This window comes from Natrinema versiforme (assembly GCF_005576615.1).
In the GTDB taxonomy this organism is placed as follows: Archaea; Halobacteriota; Halobacteria; order Halobacteriales; family Natrialbaceae; genus Natrinema; species Natrinema versiforme_A.
The window spans coordinates 1849826-1864991 of record NZ_CP040330.1 but is presented as its reverse complement, the minus strand read 5'-3'; the positions used below and the strand labels follow the sequence as shown (position 1 = coordinate 1864991).

General features: G+C 61.9%; 15 protein-coding genes. 9 read left to right on the top strand and 6 right to left on the bottom strand.

Features of this window, described 5'->3' with window-relative positions:
* The first annotated feature begins 126 nt into the window (after positions 1-126).
* Positions 127-1416 carry an MFS transporter gene (locus FEJ81_RS09110; RefSeq protein WP_138244991.1) on the top strand — a complete coding sequence of 430 codons (1290 nt, stop codon included), beginning with the start codon at positions 127-129 and terminating at the stop codon, positions 1414-1416.
* A 93-nt stretch (positions 1417-1509) separates the two neighbouring features.
* The gene (locus FEJ81_RS09105; RefSeq protein WP_138244990.1) at positions 1510-2067 is read left to right on the top strand and encodes a carboxymuconolactone decarboxylase family protein; all 558 of its coding nucleotides are present in this window, start codon (positions 1510-1512) and stop codon (positions 2065-2067) included.
* Positions 2068-2096: 29 nt separating this feature from the next.
* Here the strand turns inward: FEJ81_RS09105 and thrC are convergent, their stop codons facing one another.
* From thrC to FEJ81_RS09085, 4 genes are all read right to left on the bottom strand, one after another.
* Entirely contained in the window at positions 2097-3275 is a 1179-nt protein-coding gene (thrC, locus tag FEJ81_RS09100; protein WP_138244989.1) for a threonine synthase, read from the bottom strand.
* A gap of 126 nt (positions 3276-3401) precedes the next feature.
* A complete protein-coding gene (locus FEJ81_RS09095) occupies positions 3402-4223 on the bottom strand; it encodes a fumarylacetoacetate hydrolase family protein (RefSeq protein ID WP_138244988.1) in 822 nt (273 codons plus the stop codon).
* On the bottom strand, positions 4220-4567 hold the full coding sequence (locus FEJ81_RS09090; RefSeq protein ID WP_138244987.1) for a cupin domain-containing protein: 348 nt from the start codon (positions 4565-4567) through the stop codon (positions 4220-4222). Before FEJ81_RS09090 ends, FEJ81_RS09095 begins: the two co-directional genes overlap by 4 nt.
* A complete protein-coding gene (locus tag FEJ81_RS09085) occupies positions 4564-5349 on the bottom strand; it encodes an SDR family oxidoreductase (protein ID WP_138244986.1) in 786 nt (261 codons plus the stop codon). The genes FEJ81_RS09090 and FEJ81_RS09085 overlap by 4 nt, the downstream gene beginning before the upstream one ends.
* Positions 5350-5837: 488 nt before the next feature.
* Between FEJ81_RS09085 and FEJ81_RS09080 the strand changes: the two genes are divergently transcribed.
* Entirely contained in the window at positions 5838-6641 is an 804-nt protein-coding gene (locus tag FEJ81_RS09080; protein WP_138244985.1) for an IclR family transcriptional regulator, read from the top strand.
* Between the two features lie 24 nt (positions 6642-6665).
* On the opposite strand, the gene FEJ81_RS09075 is transcribed toward FEJ81_RS09080, so the two are convergent.
* Entirely contained in the window at positions 6666-7958 is a 1293-nt protein-coding gene (locus tag FEJ81_RS09075) for a nickel pincer cofactor-dependent isomerase, group 22 (protein WP_138244984.1), read from the bottom strand.
* Between the two features lie 92 nt (positions 7959-8050).
* Between FEJ81_RS09075 and FEJ81_RS09070 the strand changes: the two genes are divergently transcribed.
* The 6 genes from FEJ81_RS09070 (at position 8051) to FEJ81_RS09045 (ending at position 14519) form a co-directional block, all read left to right on the top strand.
* Positions 8051-9163, top strand: a complete 1113-nt coding sequence (locus tag FEJ81_RS09070; RefSeq protein WP_138244983.1) for a mandelate racemase/muconate lactonizing enzyme family protein — start codon at positions 8051-8053, stop codon at positions 9161-9163.
* A 23-nt stretch (positions 9164-9186) separates the two neighbouring features.
* On the top strand, positions 9187-10407 hold the full coding sequence (locus tag FEJ81_RS09065; RefSeq protein ID WP_138244982.1) for a mandelate racemase/muconate lactonizing enzyme family protein: 1221 nt from the start codon (positions 9187-9189) through the stop codon (positions 10405-10407).
* A 138-nt stretch (positions 10408-10545) separates the two neighbouring features.
* On the top strand, positions 10546-10977 hold the full coding sequence (locus FEJ81_RS09060; protein ID WP_138244981.1) for a universal stress protein: 432 nt from the start codon (positions 10546-10548) through the stop codon (positions 10975-10977).
* Between the two features lie 226 nt (positions 10978-11203).
* Positions 11204-12241 (top strand): TAXI family TRAP transporter solute-binding subunit, encoded by a 1038-nt coding sequence (locus FEJ81_RS09055; RefSeq protein WP_138244980.1) that lies wholly within the window; start codon positions 11204-11206, stop codon positions 12239-12241.
* Between the two features lie 53 nt (positions 12242-12294).
* The gene (locus FEJ81_RS09050) at positions 12295-14289 is read left to right on the top strand and encodes a TRAP transporter permease (RefSeq protein ID WP_138244979.1); all 1995 of its coding nucleotides are present in this window, start codon (positions 12295-12297) and stop codon (positions 14287-14289) included.
* Positions 14286-14519 (top strand): hypothetical protein, encoded by a 234-nt coding sequence (locus tag FEJ81_RS09045; RefSeq protein WP_175416386.1) that lies wholly within the window; start codon positions 14286-14288, stop codon positions 14517-14519. Before FEJ81_RS09050 ends, FEJ81_RS09045 begins: the two co-directional genes overlap by 4 nt.
* Here FEJ81_RS09045 and FEJ81_RS09040 read toward each other — a convergent pair.
* On the bottom strand, positions 14497-15150 hold the full coding sequence (locus FEJ81_RS09040; RefSeq protein ID WP_202979395.1) for an acetyl-CoA hydrolase/transferase C-terminal domain-containing protein: 654 nt from the start codon (positions 15148-15150) through the stop codon (positions 14497-14499). The two genes, FEJ81_RS09045 and FEJ81_RS09040, sit on opposite strands and share 23 nt — an antisense overlap.
* Between the last annotated feature and the right edge of the window lie 16 nt (positions 15151-15166).

Below are 15166 nucleotides of genomic sequence, written 5' to 3'. Positions count from 1 at the left end.
TCGCACCTGTTGACGGAGCGGAACTCGGTCGGCTTCACAGAGCTGCCGCGAAGCCGACACGATCGTGTAAACGCTGCTGGAAGACGTGCTTTTACCATCCGAGACGATGGCCAGACGAGTAGTGCTATGGATACGAACGACCGGTCTATCATCAAATTCGTAATGCTATCCCACGCGATGGTACACACCTACGAGCTCTCTATCCCGATTCTGATGCTCCTGTGGGTCGGCGAGTTCTCGATCTCGATCGGCTCCCTGGCCGTCGTCGTTTCCGCGGGCTACGCCATGTTCGGGTTAGGAGCGCTTCCGAGCGGTATCCTCGCCGATATCTACGGATCGCGAACGCTGATCGTCTGCTGTCTCGTCGGTATGGGCGCGTCGTTTCTCCTCCTGAGCGTGGCACCGACCCTTCCAGTACTCGTGCTCGCGCTGGTTTGCTGGGGCGTCGCAGCGAGCATCTACCATCCGGCGGGGCTCGCACTCGTTAGCAGGGGCGTCGTCGACCGCGGATCCGCGTTCGCCTATCACGGGATGGCGGGGAACGCCGGCATCGCACTCGGTCCGCTGGCGACGGCACTGCTCTTGCTCGTCGTCGACTGGCGGATCGTCACCGCCCTGTTGGCGATTCCCGCCTTGCTCGTCGCGCTGTACGCGCTGTGGGTTCGATTCGACGAAACCGCAGGCACGAAGGACCGGCAGGCGAACGCCGACTCGAGCAACGCGACCTCGGCATCGTCGCTATCGGAACTATGGTCTGGCTCGAAGGCACTGTTTGCAACCGGTTTCAGCATCGTCTTCGTCATCGTGATGCTCAACGGGCTGTTTTACCGCGGGGCATTGACGTTGCTCCCCGAGATACTCACCACGATGCTCGAACCGGTCGTCGGCGATATGCAGGTCTTCGACCCAGATTCCCCGATGGCGGCGGAGTTCGAACCGTCCCGATACGTCTATACGGGCCTCCTGATGGTCGGCATCGGTGGACAGTACGTCGGCGGAACCCTCACCGAGCGAGTAGCGACCGAACGAGGACTGATGGTCGTCTTCGGATCGCTCGCGGTCACAGCACTCGTTTTCGTTCCCGCTGCACGGGCGAATATCGCCCTGCTCGCTCTGGTCAGCGCAGTGCTTGGATTTCTGCTCTTTATGATCCAGCCGCTCTATCAGGCGACGATCGCACAGTACTCCCCGGCGAACGCTCGCGGCCTCTCCTACGGATTCACGTACGTCGGGACGTTCGGAATCGGCGCGCTCGGTGCCGCGATCACCGGACTTATCTACGACGGTTTCGGTGCGTTCGCGATGTTTACGACGCTCGCCGGCTTCGCATTTCTCGCGTCCGCACTCAGCTATTCGTTGCTCGCCAGCGGCTATACCGGGGGGAGTCAGGGCACAGCGGAGCCTGGAGACGATTAGCGTCGGTCCCGCGTTGAAACGCCAATCTCGAGCCAATCTGAACCGTCTCTCGACGCGTCAACTATTACACTCGGGTCGTCGAAACGGTGTGTGATGAGCGACCAATCATCGAGGATACCGACGGTCTCGCGGAGATCACAGGTGCCCGAAGACCAGCACGAACAGTACGACCGCATCGCGGACACTCGCGAAACAGTCAGCGGTCCGTTTCCAGTGCTCCTGAACAGCCCGGAGCTGGCCGGACGGGTGGGCCATCTCGGGACGTACGTCCGATTCGAGAGCAGCCCCTCCGGACGGGAGCGGGAACTCGCGATTCTCACGACGGCCCGCGAGTTCGATTGCGCCTACGAGTGGGCGTTTCACGAGCCGGTCGCCCGGCGAGAGGGTGTTCCGGCGAACGCGATCGAGGCCGTCGCTCGCGAGGAGTCTCTCGACAAGTTGGCCGATACCGACGCCCTCGTCGTCCGGTACGGCAGGGAGTTGCTCCGCGAACACGCCGTTTCCGAAACGACGTTCCAGCGCGCCGCCGCTCACTTCGGCAGTCAGGGAATCACGGACCTAACCGCGACGATAGGGTATTACAGCATGCTGGCGTGCGTGTTAAACGCGTTCGAAGTCCAGCCGGAGGACGAACCTCCCTTCTCGTCGTAAGGCGCACTCGAGACGGATCGAGAACCGAGTTAGGTATCGACGATGGACGTCAGCGCTCCTTCGATGTCGGCGACTCCGATCGTTCGACTCCGGATGTCGGTGTCGTAGCGCTCCTTGTATCCCGACCCGGTCAGAATCGCGACGACGTCGTCACTCGCCTCGAGAGCCCCCGTCCGTGACAGCTGGCGAACGCCGGCGACTGCGACGGCACTCGAGGGCTCGACGGAGACGCCGGCTCTCGTCGCGATCCGGTCCATCGCCTCGCGGATGTCCTCGTCGGACACCGAGACGACCGCGCCGCCGGTGTCGCGAGCGGCCGTCAGCGCACGCGTGCCGCTCGGCGGGTCGCTGTTCGCGATCGACACGGCGATCGTCTCCGCCGGCGTCACGGGTGTCACCGCCGCCTCGCCGTTTCGATAGGCGGTCGCGATCGGATCGCACGCGGCCGCCTGACAGAGGATCAGCCGCGGGACCTCGTCGATCACGCCCGCTCGAGTGAGTTCTCGGAGCGCCTTCCAGATCGAGCTCGCCTGTCCGCCGCTGCTTATCGGGAGGGCGATCGCGTCCGGCACCGCCGGTGCCAGTCGCTCGAGAATCTCGTAGGCGACCGTCTTCTGTCCGGCGACGCGGAGCGGCGTATCGGCATTGACGAAGTTCACGCCGACGTCGAGCGAGAGCGTGTCCGCGTAGAGCCGCCCGTAGTCGCCGTCGACCCTGAAGACGTGGGGATCGTGACGAGCGATCAACTCGAGTCGCTCCGGCGGCGTGTCCGCCGGGACGAACACCGCACACTCGAGGTCGGCGCTCGCGGCGTACGCGCTCGTACTCAGCGCCATGTTTCCGTGGGAGACGGTGCCGACCCACTCCGCTCCGCCCTCGATCGTCCCCCTGATTCCGACCGCGCTCCCCCGGTCCTTGAAGCTCCCCGTCGGGTTTTGCCCTTCGTTTTTCAGGGACAGATTACAACCGACGTAATCGTCGAGGCGATTCGCGCGGAATAGCGGCGTCCCGCCCGGCGCGATTCCGGTCGAATCGGACACTGGGAGGACGTCGGCGTACCGCCACATGTCGTCGATCGATCCGGCGTCGGGCCACTCGAGTCCGTCCGGATCGACATCGAACCAGAGCGGCTCGCCGCAGTCACAGCGTTTTCGCTCGGCGGCCGTATACGCCTCCCCGCAATCGTAACACGAGACCGTTCGCTCCATTTGCCGTATCGGTCTCGCCGCGACGGTAAAACGCTTTGTCAGCCGGAGGCCGGAATTGGAGTCGGGCGGCGGTCACGTCCGTCCGAACTCGTTCGTGTCGACGCCGAATCGGTCTCCCGTCAGCAGTCAACGGACGACCGGCGCGTCGACGGAGCCGATCGTCTCGACGGACGCGCGAACGTGATCGCCCGGATCGATCTGCTCCGCTCCGGGCGTTCCCGTGCTGAAGAGATCGCCCGGCCGTAACGTCATCACGTCGGAATGGAACGAGACGATCTCTCGGGGCGGGAACAGCATGTTGCTGACCTCGTTCTCGGCCGCGACCGTCTCGTTGACGATCGTCTGGACCGTTATCTCCTCGAGCGACGGCGGTTCCTCGGGCACGGCGATCGTCGGTCCGACGACGAGGAACGAGTCGAAACTTTTGGCCCGCGTCAGGAATCGCGGGTTCCGCTGGAGAATATCCTCAGCGGTCATGTCGATGACCGGGAGGTAGCCGGCGATCACGTCGTCGGCTGACTCCTCGTCGACGTTGCGACACTCTCGACCGATCAACACGGCGAGTTCGGCCTCTGCCGTCACGCCGTCAGTCTGCTCGGCCGGTGGGAGCCGGATCGGTCCACCGGGCCCGGTGAGGGCGTTGTCGGGTTTCAGGAAGCTCGCCGGTTCGTCGGGCCGCTGTTCGTCCAGATCACCGGCGTGTTCGGCGTAGTTCAGGCCGATTCCCCAGAGCTTCCCGAACCGGGAAAGCGGCGGTCCGAACCGGACGTGCTCCCGGTCGATCCGGTCGGCGGGAGCATCGTCGATGTCGGGCAGCGTCCCGCTCGCAGCGCGGGGAAGCGCGTCGCGGACGGTCTCGGCGTCCGGAGCGGCCGACGAAAGGGGGACGAACCCCTCGCCGTCACCGAGCAGCGGTCGCCCATCGGCAGTTCGTGCGAGGTACTTCATTCGTCCCTGTCGGTCCAGAAGTCGAACGATCGGCCGGGCGCGAAGACGTCCAGTCCGACCGCCAGTTCGTCGCCCGTGTTCTCCACGCGGTGGGGTTCATCGGACTCGAGCAGGACGGAGTCGAACTTCTCGAGGGTCACTTCGTCGTCCTCGGTCGCGACCGTGAGTTCGCCCTCGAGACAGAGACAGACCTGCTCGTTCTCGTGGTCGTGCATCGGTGAGCTGTGTCCGGGCGGTTTCTCGAACCACTCGAAGGAGAACTGGTCGCTGCCGGCCATCGAGACGCGCCGCCAGCCGTCGTCGGGTTCGTACGTCTCCGCGTCGTCGAAGTCGACCGGCCTCATAGGGTCGCCCCCGTGGAGCCACCGTCGATCAGTACGCTCTCGCCGTTGATATACCCCGACAGCGGCGACGAGAGGAACGCGACGGTGTTACCGAGTTCCATCGGATCGCCGATCCGATCGAGCGGGTTGCTCGCCCAGTCGTCGAGCCCCTCCTCGTAGGAGTCGTAGTCGCCGCGATCGACCGCCTGCTCGACGAGGCTCTCGATTCGCTCGGTCTCGTGGGGACCGGGGAGGACGGCGTTCGTCCGTACCTCGGGAGCGAACTCCTTCGAGAGGGTCTTCTCGAGACCGATAACGCTCATTCGGACCGAGTTCGACAGCACGAGGCTATCGATGGCTTCCTTGACGCTTCGGGAGGTTATGTTCACGATGGTGCCCTCGCCGTCGCGGAGGTGGGGTTCGGCCTCGCGCGCGAGTCGGACGACGCTCATGACGAGCAAATCGTACGCCTGATACCAGTCCTCGTCGTCGGTGTCGAGGAACGGCCCGGACGGGGGACCACCCGCGCTCGTCACGAGGTGGTCGATCCCGTCGAACTCGTCGACGGTGGTCTCGACCAGCGTCTCGATATCGTCTTCGTTCGTGAGATCGGCCTGTTGGGCGACGACACGTCCCGAGGCAACGTCCTCGATATCGGCTTTCGCGGCGTCGAGGCGCTCTTCGTCGCGGCCGTTGATGACGACGTTTGCACCCTCTCGAGCGAGGGCTTTCGCCGACGCTTTTCCGAGTCCGCTCGAGGACGCGGTTACCAGCGCTACGTTTTCCGTGAGTTGTAGATCCATTCGTCCGTATTCCCCCACGAGAGGGGCAAAAAACTTGTCGTTGCGGTAAGTGATACCACCCACCAATCACGATGATTTGGTCATCAGTTCCCCATACTAGCAGTAGCTCTAGTTCCATATCGCGGAATTGCTACTTTCCTCTCGATAAAGCGGTATCCCCAGATCGGGCTGACAGACTCAATGCGACGGAAATACCGATCGTTTCTCAGTATTATTGATCGTATTATCGCGCCCTCTACAGCATCCTTTACATTCATATTTTCGTAATCTAGGGGCACTTGATCAGGTGATGGAGGCACGCTCCTTTCCGCATTGCGGAAGTCAGTTAGTCGGTGGAACAGGCGGGCAAATTCTCGGAGCAGCGGAATTTGATCGCGCTCGAGGGCGTTGTTCCGGACGAACGGACTCGATCGCGATTGCGGGTGCCGTTCTGAACGAACGAGTTCCATATAGCGGAACTTTTAAACTGTAAAAAACGATGTCATCGTATGACAGAACGAGACGCCGGCGGTGGAAATCGGATCGGAAGCACGAAGACGAGTTTCGCGATCGTCCACGAGCTTCAGGAAAACGGGCCGTCCCGTCTCTCCGAGATCGCCACCGAACTTGATCTCACCGAGAGTACGACACATCGTCACCTCAACACGCTCTGTGACCTCCGGTACGTGTCGCGGCAGGGCGAACGATATCAGATCGGGCTCCGATTCGCACGGCTCGGGCGAGCGGCACGGACGAGAGACCCGGCGTACGAGACGGCGCGGCAACACGTCCAGGACCTCGCCGAGGAGACCCAGGAGCGCTCGCAGTTCGTCGTCGAAGACTACGGTCTCGGTATTTACCTCCACGTGGAAACGGGCAGCAAGGCAGTCCGAGCCGGGTTCGACGTCGGTCGACAGATCCACCTCCACGGGTCGTCGGCCGGCAAGTCGATCCTCGCTCACTACCCGCGGGACCGCGTCGACGAAATCTTCGATCGCTGGGAACTGCCGGCGCTCACCGACAACACCATCACCGATCGCGAGGCGCTGTACGACGAACTCGAGGCCGTTCGCGAGCGCGGGGTCGGGTTCAATCGGGAGGAACACGTCGACGGAATCAACGGCGTCGCGGTCCCCGTCGTGCGGGACGGATCGGTTCTCGGTGCCCTCGCGGTCGCTGGTCCGTCCCATCGGTTGAACGGGGATCGACTCGAATCGGAGGTACCCAATATGCTGCTCACAGCCGCGAACGAACTCGAATTAAACATTACTTACTCGTCACCGGACAGTTCGGCCGACCACATCGTCGAGTGAGCGAGGCACAGACGGTCGACCGTCTCACTCGAACAACGCCGTCCCGTCGTCGAACGTCAACTGGACCCGATTTCGAACCGCGACCTCGTCCTCGATGTCCTCGAGCAGAGCGTCCGAGACGTAAAACTCGTCGAGGTCAGTCGTGTTCTCGATCCAGGCAACCCTAGCCGTCTCCGGGTCGTAGCCGCCGAGTGCGTTCAGTGCGACCCTGAGTGCTAGTTCGTCGTTCGGTGCGACGGGAGGAAGCTTCGCTTTGGCGAGTGACCCGCTCGTCAGCGCGTTCGCGTATGTTTTCCGCAAATCGAGTTGGTCGACGGCGGCTCGACGGGTTATGTCCGCCAGTCCGATTCCGTTGCCGTTGCCGCTCGTCTCGTCCGTAAGCCCGCGGGCGTAGATGAGATCGATCGCGGGTGTCTCCGGATCGGGCGCGTTGATGACTTGGTACCTGCCGATCACGTTCGTATCCATTCCCGCACCGGAGATTTCCTTTCCGAGTTCGTCGACGACGAGCAGATCGATATCGTCGACCGGGAGCGTCGCCATCTCTGCACGAGCGCGTTCGAGCAGTTCCGGTCCGCGCTCTTCGAACGCGGATCCCGGAATCGCTTCGATGACGCCCGTCTCCTCGTAGAAGTTTTCCACGAGCGCGAGTCCGCCGAGCAACGGGACCGACTCCCTGATAGCCGCAGTGAGTGACTCGATCGTCGGCACGTACCCCTCGGCGAGCGCCGTCGAGTGGAACGCTTGCGCCCCCTGTTGCTTGCCGAGGCCGACCGTGAGCATCTTACAGAGGCCGCTTTCGATCCGACCGGTGAAGTTCGTATGCGGCTTGACTCGATTTATCACCATCACTGCGTCGGCCTCGAGCGCGGCGGTGGCGAAGTAAACCGGCGTCTCGGTCCCGTCGACGGACACGTCGTCGAGTTTCGCGACGTCCATGCGCGCATCGATCGGCGCGCCGATACGGTCCTCGGTGATATCGAGCGCCGCGAGAATTTCGCGTTGGCCCTCGGAAGTCGCACCGCCGTGACTCCCCATTGCCGGGACGATGATCGGTGCGAACCCTCGTTCCTCAATGGCCGTGACCGTCTCGGCGACGATATCCGCAATCAGGTGAATTCCCCTGCTGCCGACGCCGACGGCGACCGTCGATCCCGGCTCGAGCTCCTCGAACGCGAGTCGATCTACCTCCGATCGGACCGTCTCTAGGGGGTCTGCAATAGTCTCAGTAGCCGGCTCGTAGCTGACTCGAGCGAACGACGGGTACGGTTGCGAGTCGATGAGTTTCGCTATATCTGCCTGCTCGGGAAACTCCATACCCGATGTCTAGCCGCCCGACGTATAGTTCTCCCCTCGTAATACTTGCCTGTATGTGAGTATCTTTCATTGTTCTCCCTCGTCCTCCCGGTATGGAGATCGACCGCGTCGAGTCCTTCCCAGTAGAAATACCGCTGGAGGAGCCGGTATCGTTCTCGAACAGAACCCTCACGTATCGGGATCACGCGATCACGTACGTCCGGACCGAGAGCGGCCATGAAGGCGTCGGCTACTCGCTCGGATACGAGGGAGCGGGGCTCATCTCGGAAGCAGTGGAGTCGCTCCTCGCGCCGATCGTCGTCGATGAAGATCCGCGGGACACCGAGCGGTTGTGGCGAGAGATGTTCGATGGAACGGTCCAGATCGGCCGATCGGGCGTCCTCCTTCGCGCGATCTCGACGGTCGACATCGCGCTCTGGGACATCAAAGCGAAAGCCGCCGACCAGCCGCTGTACAAACTCCTCGGCGGCCACGCCGATTCGGTCCCCGCGTATGCGAGCGGGGGGTACTACCGCGACGAGAAGGGCCACGAAGGGCTCCGCGACGAGATGCGGCGCTATCTCGACGAGGGCCACGACATCGTCAAGATGAAAGTCGGCCGCCGGTCGATCCCCGACGAAGCGGACCGAGTCGAAGCCGTTCGCGACGAGATCGGGCCCGATCGGACCCTGTTACTCGATGCCAACGGTGCCTGGTCGGGCACGACGGAGGCGATCCGAGCATGCCGCGCGTTCGAACCGTTCGACCCGTACTTCATCGAAGAACCGGTCATGGTCGATAGCGTCGGCGCGATGACGGCAGTCAACGACGCCATCCCGTACCCGGTTGCGACTGGCGAACTCGAGGGACCGCGCTATTCCTTCGAGCGACTCATCGCTGACGGCGCTGCGGACATCTTACAGCCCGACGCGACCGTCTGTGGCGGCATCACGGAGTGGCTCAAGATCGCCCACTACGCGGCGGCCAACGATATCCAGATCGCGCCACACTACAACTGGAATCTTCACTCGTCGCTGCTCGGTGCGATCGAGAACGGACTCTGGACCGAGTACTTCTACCGCGATATGGACGTGAAAGTATTCGACGACATCGTCGAGAGTCCGCTTCGGCCCGACGATACCGGGATGATTCCGCTCCCGGACGATCCGGGCCACGGCGTGCGGCTGGACGAAGACGCGCTCGAGCGATTCAGACAGACAAACTAGCATGACTACCACTACACAGAACAATGAAAGACTTCTCAAACCAGATATCGAACCGGAACGCGGATCGCGACGTCGAAATAACCGACATTCAGACCTCTGTTGTCGACGGCAACTTCGAATGGAACCTGATCAAGATCGAAACGGACGCCGGTGTGACGGGGATCGGCGAGTCCTATCGTGGCGGCGGCGTTCCCGAACTCGTCGAATACACGAAGCGGTTTCTAATCGGCGAGAACCCGCTCGACGTCCAGCGACTCTACAGGCGAATCATTCAGGAGATGTCCGGCCACGGCGGGACGACAGGCAAGGTCATTACCGCCGCATCGGGCATCGAGATCGCGCTGTGGGACGTCGCCGGGAAGATCCTCGACCTCCCGGTCTATCAACTCCTCGGCGGGAAGTTCCGCGACGAGGTTCGGATTTACTGTGACTGTCACGCGGGCGAGGCCTACGCCGTCGAGGATGGCTATACCGAGTACGCCGACGCCGACGCGTACTCACCCGAAGCGTACGCGAACGAAGCCCGCCGCGTCGTCGACATGGGCTTTACCGCGCTCAAGTTCGACCTCGACCTCGAGATGGACAACAATCCGGATCCGTTCAACGGTCGGCTCAGTAACGGCGCCATCGAACACAAGCGAACGATCGTCGAGGCCGTCCGCGAGGAAATCGGCTACGATGTCGATCTGGCGTTCGACTGTCACTGGGATTACTCGGTCGAGAGCGCCAAACGGCTCGCCCACAAACTCGAGGTGTACGATCTCATGTGGCTCGAGGACCTGATCCCGCCGGAGAACATGGACGCACAGACGGAGGTCACGAAGGCGACGAAGACCCCGGTCGCGACCGGTGAGAACCGGTTCCGGGTTCACGAACTCTCCGACTTGATCTACGACCACGGCGTGGATATCGTGACGCCGGATCCGACGACCGTCGGCGGACTCGGCGAAACGATGCGGATCGCGGACCGCGCCGAAGAGAACTACATGCCGATGTCGCCCCACAACGTCTGCAGTCCGATCGGGACGATGGCCTGCGTCCACCTCGGTGCCGCCATCCCGAACTTCGATCTCCTCGAGTATCACGCCCTCGAGGTCGACTGGTGGAACGACTTACACACCCGCGACGAGGCGCTCATTCAGGACGGCTACATCGAAGTGCCGGAGGCTCCCGGTCTCGGGATCGAACTGGACGACGCGGTCGCCGAGGAACACCGACTCGAGGGGACGGACGGCTTCGAATAGCGCTCGGAGAAACTCCCCTCGGCGAGTAGACGGTTCGGACGGGACTCGATGCGACCCCGTCGTCCGGTACCGTACTGTTATTTGTGGTGTGTTATCATGAACCAGAATTTATTATCTAGCAGCGCGCTAGCTGACGGCATGTATCGAATACTCGTTCCGATCGGCGAAAACGAACAGCGGGCCCAGACGGCGGCGGACATCGTCACCGAACTTCCCGGACCGGCCGCCGAAAAGGAAGTCGTCCTGCTGAACGTCTTCGAAGGGTTCGAAGTCTCCGGAGAAGGCAGATCGATCAGCTCCGAAGACCTCTACGACAAGAGCGCGTTCCCGTCGAGCGTCACGGCCGTCGAGGATCACCTCGAGGCGGCGGGAATGTCGGTTACGAAGCGCCGAGAACACGGTGATCCGGCGGACCAGATTCTGGCGACTGCGACGGAGATCGACGTCGAGACGATCGTCATGAGCGGTCGGAAACGGAGTCCGACCGGGAAAGCGTTGTTCGGGAGCGTCACACAGTCGGTACTGCTCGGTGCCGATCGACCGGTGACGGTAACGATGCGGGAGGGGTAGTACTGAGACTGCGTAGAAACGGAAACGAGTTCTCGAGCACGTAGCTCACTCGGACGGCTCTGCCGGGGACGAGACCGTCGGTGCTGCGCTCCTACAAGTCGGTCGCATTTGTATCGTTACTCGGAATATAATGACATTATAACTCTCCAATGTCATTGTTCCTGTACTCACTAGTAGAAACCAAGAGGTAGATTGTTAACCGTGCCATGTAATACCACAAATGGATATGCCAGAAGATGGTGTTAATCGACGCCGATTCATTCGAGGGGCAGCAACTGCAAGCGCGATCGGTCTCGCCGGCTGTATCGGCGGTGGTGGCGGCGATGAGATGCAGCTTCGCGTCGGCACCTCCGCGGGCGGCACGCAAGACGTCGGTCTGGCCGTCGAACGCGCGGTAAGCCAACACAGCGACGAACTCGATTACTCGACGGTCGAGAGCCCCGGCTACATCGGGACGCTGTACCGGCTTGATCAGGACCAGTTCAACGCGGGGATCACCGACAACAACTCGATGTCGAAGGCGGTAGAGGGCCGCGGTGACTTCGAGGACCGCGGGGTCGACCTGATACCCTACCAGGGATTCGCCGCGTTCCCGTACAGTATCTACATCGTCGCTCGTGATGACACGGATATCGAAACGTTCGACGATCTCGCCGGTGCGAACGTGTACCCGGCTGAACCCGGGTACTCAACGCGCGCGACGACGCTGGATGTCTGGAGTCAGGACCCGACGGCGGACGTGTACGACGAAATGAACATCATGGACATGGGTGTCAGCGACGCGCCGGGTGCCATGGAGGAGGGGCGCATCGACGCTGCGATCGCCTACGGGACGCCGGGCGTCAGCTACACCGGCTGGGTGACCGAGTACGACGCCCGCGTCGACGTCCACTACGTCGAACCAACCGATGCACTCGAGCAATCCGCCGACACGTACGCCGGGGCCAGTTCCTCACGGACCCCGTACGAGGACTGGGGCCTCGAACAGGACATCGGGACGGACGAGGTCTTCACTTGGGACCTGCAAGTCAACTACGTCTTCCACCCGGACGCCAGCGACGATGCGGTCTACGAACTCTGTCGCGTCGTCGACGAGCACAACGATACCGTCAACGAGGCCGAAGATCAGTTCAATGACTTCGAATCGACGGAAGACATGCTCGGTCAAGCCCTCGAGGGCGACGACTTTCCCTTCCACCCCGGTGCGGTCGAGTATTACCAGGATAACGACGCCTGGGACGACAGTCTCCCCACTCCGGAATAATCGACCGATAGCATCGAAGAGGGGACGCCCCAGCTAGTATACGACTCCATACAATGACTTCAGAAACAGAATCCAACCGTTCGTCGGTATCAAGAGTTCCCCGCGTGCTCGATGTTAGCGTGACACTCAGCTCGCTCGTGTTCTGGGCGATCGTCCTCTACTGGGCGCGCACGCAGGGGTGGGCCCGAGTAAAGTACGGCGTGATTTTCATCGGTGCGATTCTCACCGTGTACGCGCTCGATCAGACGCGGCAAGCGTACGAAGGGGGCGATCGGATAGACGCCGCCGTCCTGTTGCCGGCCTCGATCGTGCTCATCACGGCATCAGTCTACTTCGCCATGAATTTCGAACGCGTCTACGTCCACCAGCAGGGGTACGCGTTCGAACACGAGTATATGTTAGCACGCCTCATTATTCTTTCGATACTGTATCTCACGTGGCGCGAGTTCGGGAACCTGTTCCTCGGACTCGTCGGCGGGGTCATCCTGTACGGGATGTACGGGAACATGGCCCCGGGGATACTGAACCATGGCGGGATGACCGAACTGACGCTACTGCAGTCGTTGGTCACTGATCTGTACGGCTTCTACGGAAGCCTAACGCAGTTGACCGCCGCGTGGATCGCACCGTTCCTCCTGTACGCCGGCCTGCTGTTTGCCTACGGCGCGTTCGATCTGATCCTTCGGGTCGCGATCGAATCGGCGAACTACATCAGGTCCGGTGTGGCCCAGACGGCGGTACTGTCCTCGACTGTCATCGGGTCGATTAACGGCTCCTATACTGCCAACGCCGCTATGACGGGTTCGTTTACTATTCCGACGATGAAAGACAGCGGGATGGCATCTCATCGAGCGGCCGCCATCGAAGCCGTCGCATCGACCTCCGGACAGGTCCTCCCGCCCGTTATGGGTGCGTCGGCGTTCGTCATGGCGTCGTATCTGGGTGTCGCCTATCTCAGTATCGTCGTCGCCGGGATCGTTCCAGCGGCGATTCTCGTCGCGTCGGTCGGTATCGCCGTCCACTACACTGCGATCAGTGACGCGAGCAGTCAGGAGATGGACTTCACCGAGTTCTTCGACGAGGAACTGTCGAACCGACAGAAGCTCACCGAAGCGGTCCGGTTCGGCATTCCGTTCTTCGTCCTGATCTATTTCCTTGGGATCGCCCAGTACACGGTCATGACGGCCGCGCTCTGGACCATCGTCTCGATGGTCCTCACCGGCGTCTTCTTCCCCATGGTTCAGCGCCTGATAGACGACTCGGTGTTCGGGGCCCTCTCGGAGTTCGTCACCCAGTTCTGGAACACGATCCACGGCTTCCGCCGCGGTGCGATAATCCTCGCACCGATCGCGATCATTCTGGCAGCGGTCAACGGCGTCGTCGACATCTTCAGCGTGACCGGCGTGCCGAACAAGATCGCGCTGCTGCTGATCGACCTCTCGGGCGGCGTCCTACTGCTCGCCGTGCTCCTCGCGATGCTCGTGAGCATCCTGATGGGCGTCGGGATGCCGACGGTCGCGGCGTACGTCATCGTCGCGATCCTCATTGCCCCGACGCTCATCTCAGACTTCGGCATTCCCGAGATCACGGCTCACTACACCGTGTTCTACGCCGCAATTCTGGCGGGCATTACCCCGCCGGTGGCGACCGCAGCCGTCGTCACGGCCGGCATCGCCGAGGCGAACTTCTGGCGGGTCTGTGGCGCGGCGATCAAGATCGCTGCACCGCTATTCGTACTACCGATCGCGTTCGTCTACAATCCAGGAATGATCTCCATGTCGTTCGGACTGACGACTGTGATAGCCGGCTCGTTGGTGCTCCTGGGTGCGATCACGATGATTTACGGGCTCAACTACCCGTTCAGGATGGGCTTCGGCCGCCGGCTCGCGCTCCGGCTCGCGTTGACCGTCGTCGGGACCGTCGTGATGGTCTATCCCGGCCGATACGTCAAGCTCGCCGGAATTGCCCTGTTCGTCGGTGTCTTCGTTATGGAGAAGGTGATGGTCCGCGGCATGAAATTACCGTTCCTCAGAGGGGTAGGACAATGAGCGCAGGATCGTCCGACGAGCCACCTGAAGAGATGGTCGACACCGAGAACGTCGGCGGACTCGAGGAGATCCTTCCGCCCCACTTGATGCCGATCTGGAGCCGGGTCCAACTGATTCAGGACTTCCGCAGCACCCACGGCAAGACATACATCTCGATCATGGAGGCGATCATCGCGATCATCCTCACCGTCGGCTACCTCTACTGGCTCACCCTCTACTTCGGCGGGTGAGCGTCGGCGGGACTCTCCGTCTCGCGGATTCGTTGCGGTCGCTCGAGCAATCGGAGCGAACGCGACGATCAGTACCGACGCGAAGCCGACGTTCGCCGTGACCCGACGCCGAGAGGAGCGAATCGAGCGCGCGGAGATGGCGGTTACGCCTGCCACTCGACTGCTCGCTGGACGTCGTGGGGACGTGGTTGTGCTGACTCCGAACGCTCTCGAGGTAGTCGCGGAGTCGAGATTCGAATGAAGGATGAGCGTAGTTCTCGATGATCAGTTCGGCGCGTTCGACCGGTGACCAGCCACGGACGTCCGCGACCCCCTGCTCGGTGACGAAGATGTCGATGTCGCGTTCGGTGTGATCGACGTGGAACGTCATCGGGACGACACGCGAAACATCACCGTCGTCGTGCGTCGACGGGAGCGCACAGATCGTCAGCAGTGCGTTACGGTTGAAATCACCCAAGCCGCCGACCCCGTTTATCATTCGTTTCCCACCGACGTGCGTCGAGTTGACGTTTCCGTAGATGTCGAATTCGATCGCGCTGTTCACGCCGATGACACCGAACTGATCGATCAGCTCGGGATGGTTCGAGACGTCCGCCGACCGGAGAACGATATCCTGCGCATCGTTCGACATCCGCAAAGAGGCGATC

What these genes read in the sequence shown, in the direction of transcription:
- FEJ81_RS09060 (WP_138244981.1), top strand. Translation starts at nt 10,546, where the DNA reads ATGTATCGAATACTCGTTCCGATCGGCGAAAACGAACAGCGGGCCCAG.
- FEJ81_RS09055 (WP_138244980.1), top strand. Translation starts at nt 11,204, where the DNA reads ATGCCAGAAGATGGTGTTAATCGACGCCGATTCATTCGAGGGGCAGCA.
- FEJ81_RS09095 (WP_138244988.1), bottom strand. Translation starts at nt 4,223, where the DNA reads ATGAAGTACCTCGCACGAACTGCCGATGGGCGACCGCTGCTCGGTGAC.
- FEJ81_RS09045 (WP_175416386.1), top strand. Translation starts at nt 14,286, where the DNA reads ATGAGCGCAGGATCGTCCGACGAGCCACCTGAAGAGATGGTCGACACC.
- thrC (WP_138244989.1), bottom strand. Translation starts at nt 3,275, where the DNA reads ATGGAGCGAACGGTCTCGTGTTACGATTGCGGGGAGGCGTATACGGCC.
- FEJ81_RS09085 (WP_138244986.1), bottom strand. Translation starts at nt 5,349, where the DNA reads ATGGATCTACAACTCACGGAAAACGTAGCGCTGGTAACCGCGTCCTCG.
- FEJ81_RS09080 (WP_138244985.1), top strand. Translation starts at nt 5,838, where the DNA reads ATGACAGAACGAGACGCCGGCGGTGGAAATCGGATCGGAAGCACGAAG.
- FEJ81_RS09040 (WP_202979395.1), bottom strand. Translation starts at nt 15,150, where the DNA reads ATGTCGAACGATGCGCAGGATATCGTTCTCCGGTCGGCGGACGTCTCG.
- FEJ81_RS09075 (WP_138244984.1), bottom strand. Translation starts at nt 7,958, where the DNA reads ATGGAGTTTCCCGAGCAGGCAGATATAGCGAAACTCATCGACTCGCAA.
- FEJ81_RS09090 (WP_138244987.1), bottom strand. Translation starts at nt 4,567, where the DNA reads ATGAGGCCGGTCGACTTCGACGACGCGGAGACGTACGAACCCGACGAC.
- FEJ81_RS09070 (WP_138244983.1), top strand. Translation starts at nt 8,051, where the DNA reads ATGGAGATCGACCGCGTCGAGTCCTTCCCAGTAGAAATACCGCTGGAG.
- FEJ81_RS09065 (WP_138244982.1), top strand. Translation starts at nt 9,187, where the DNA reads ATGAAAGACTTCTCAAACCAGATATCGAACCGGAACGCGGATCGCGAC.
- FEJ81_RS09050 (WP_138244979.1), top strand. Translation starts at nt 12,295, where the DNA reads ATGACTTCAGAAACAGAATCCAACCGTTCGTCGGTATCAAGAGTTCCC.
- FEJ81_RS09105 (WP_138244990.1), top strand. Translation starts at nt 1,510, where the DNA reads ATGAGCGACCAATCATCGAGGATACCGACGGTCTCGCGGAGATCACAG.
- FEJ81_RS09110 (WP_138244991.1), top strand. Translation starts at nt 127, where the DNA reads ATGGATACGAACGACCGGTCTATCATCAAATTCGTAATGCTATCCCAC.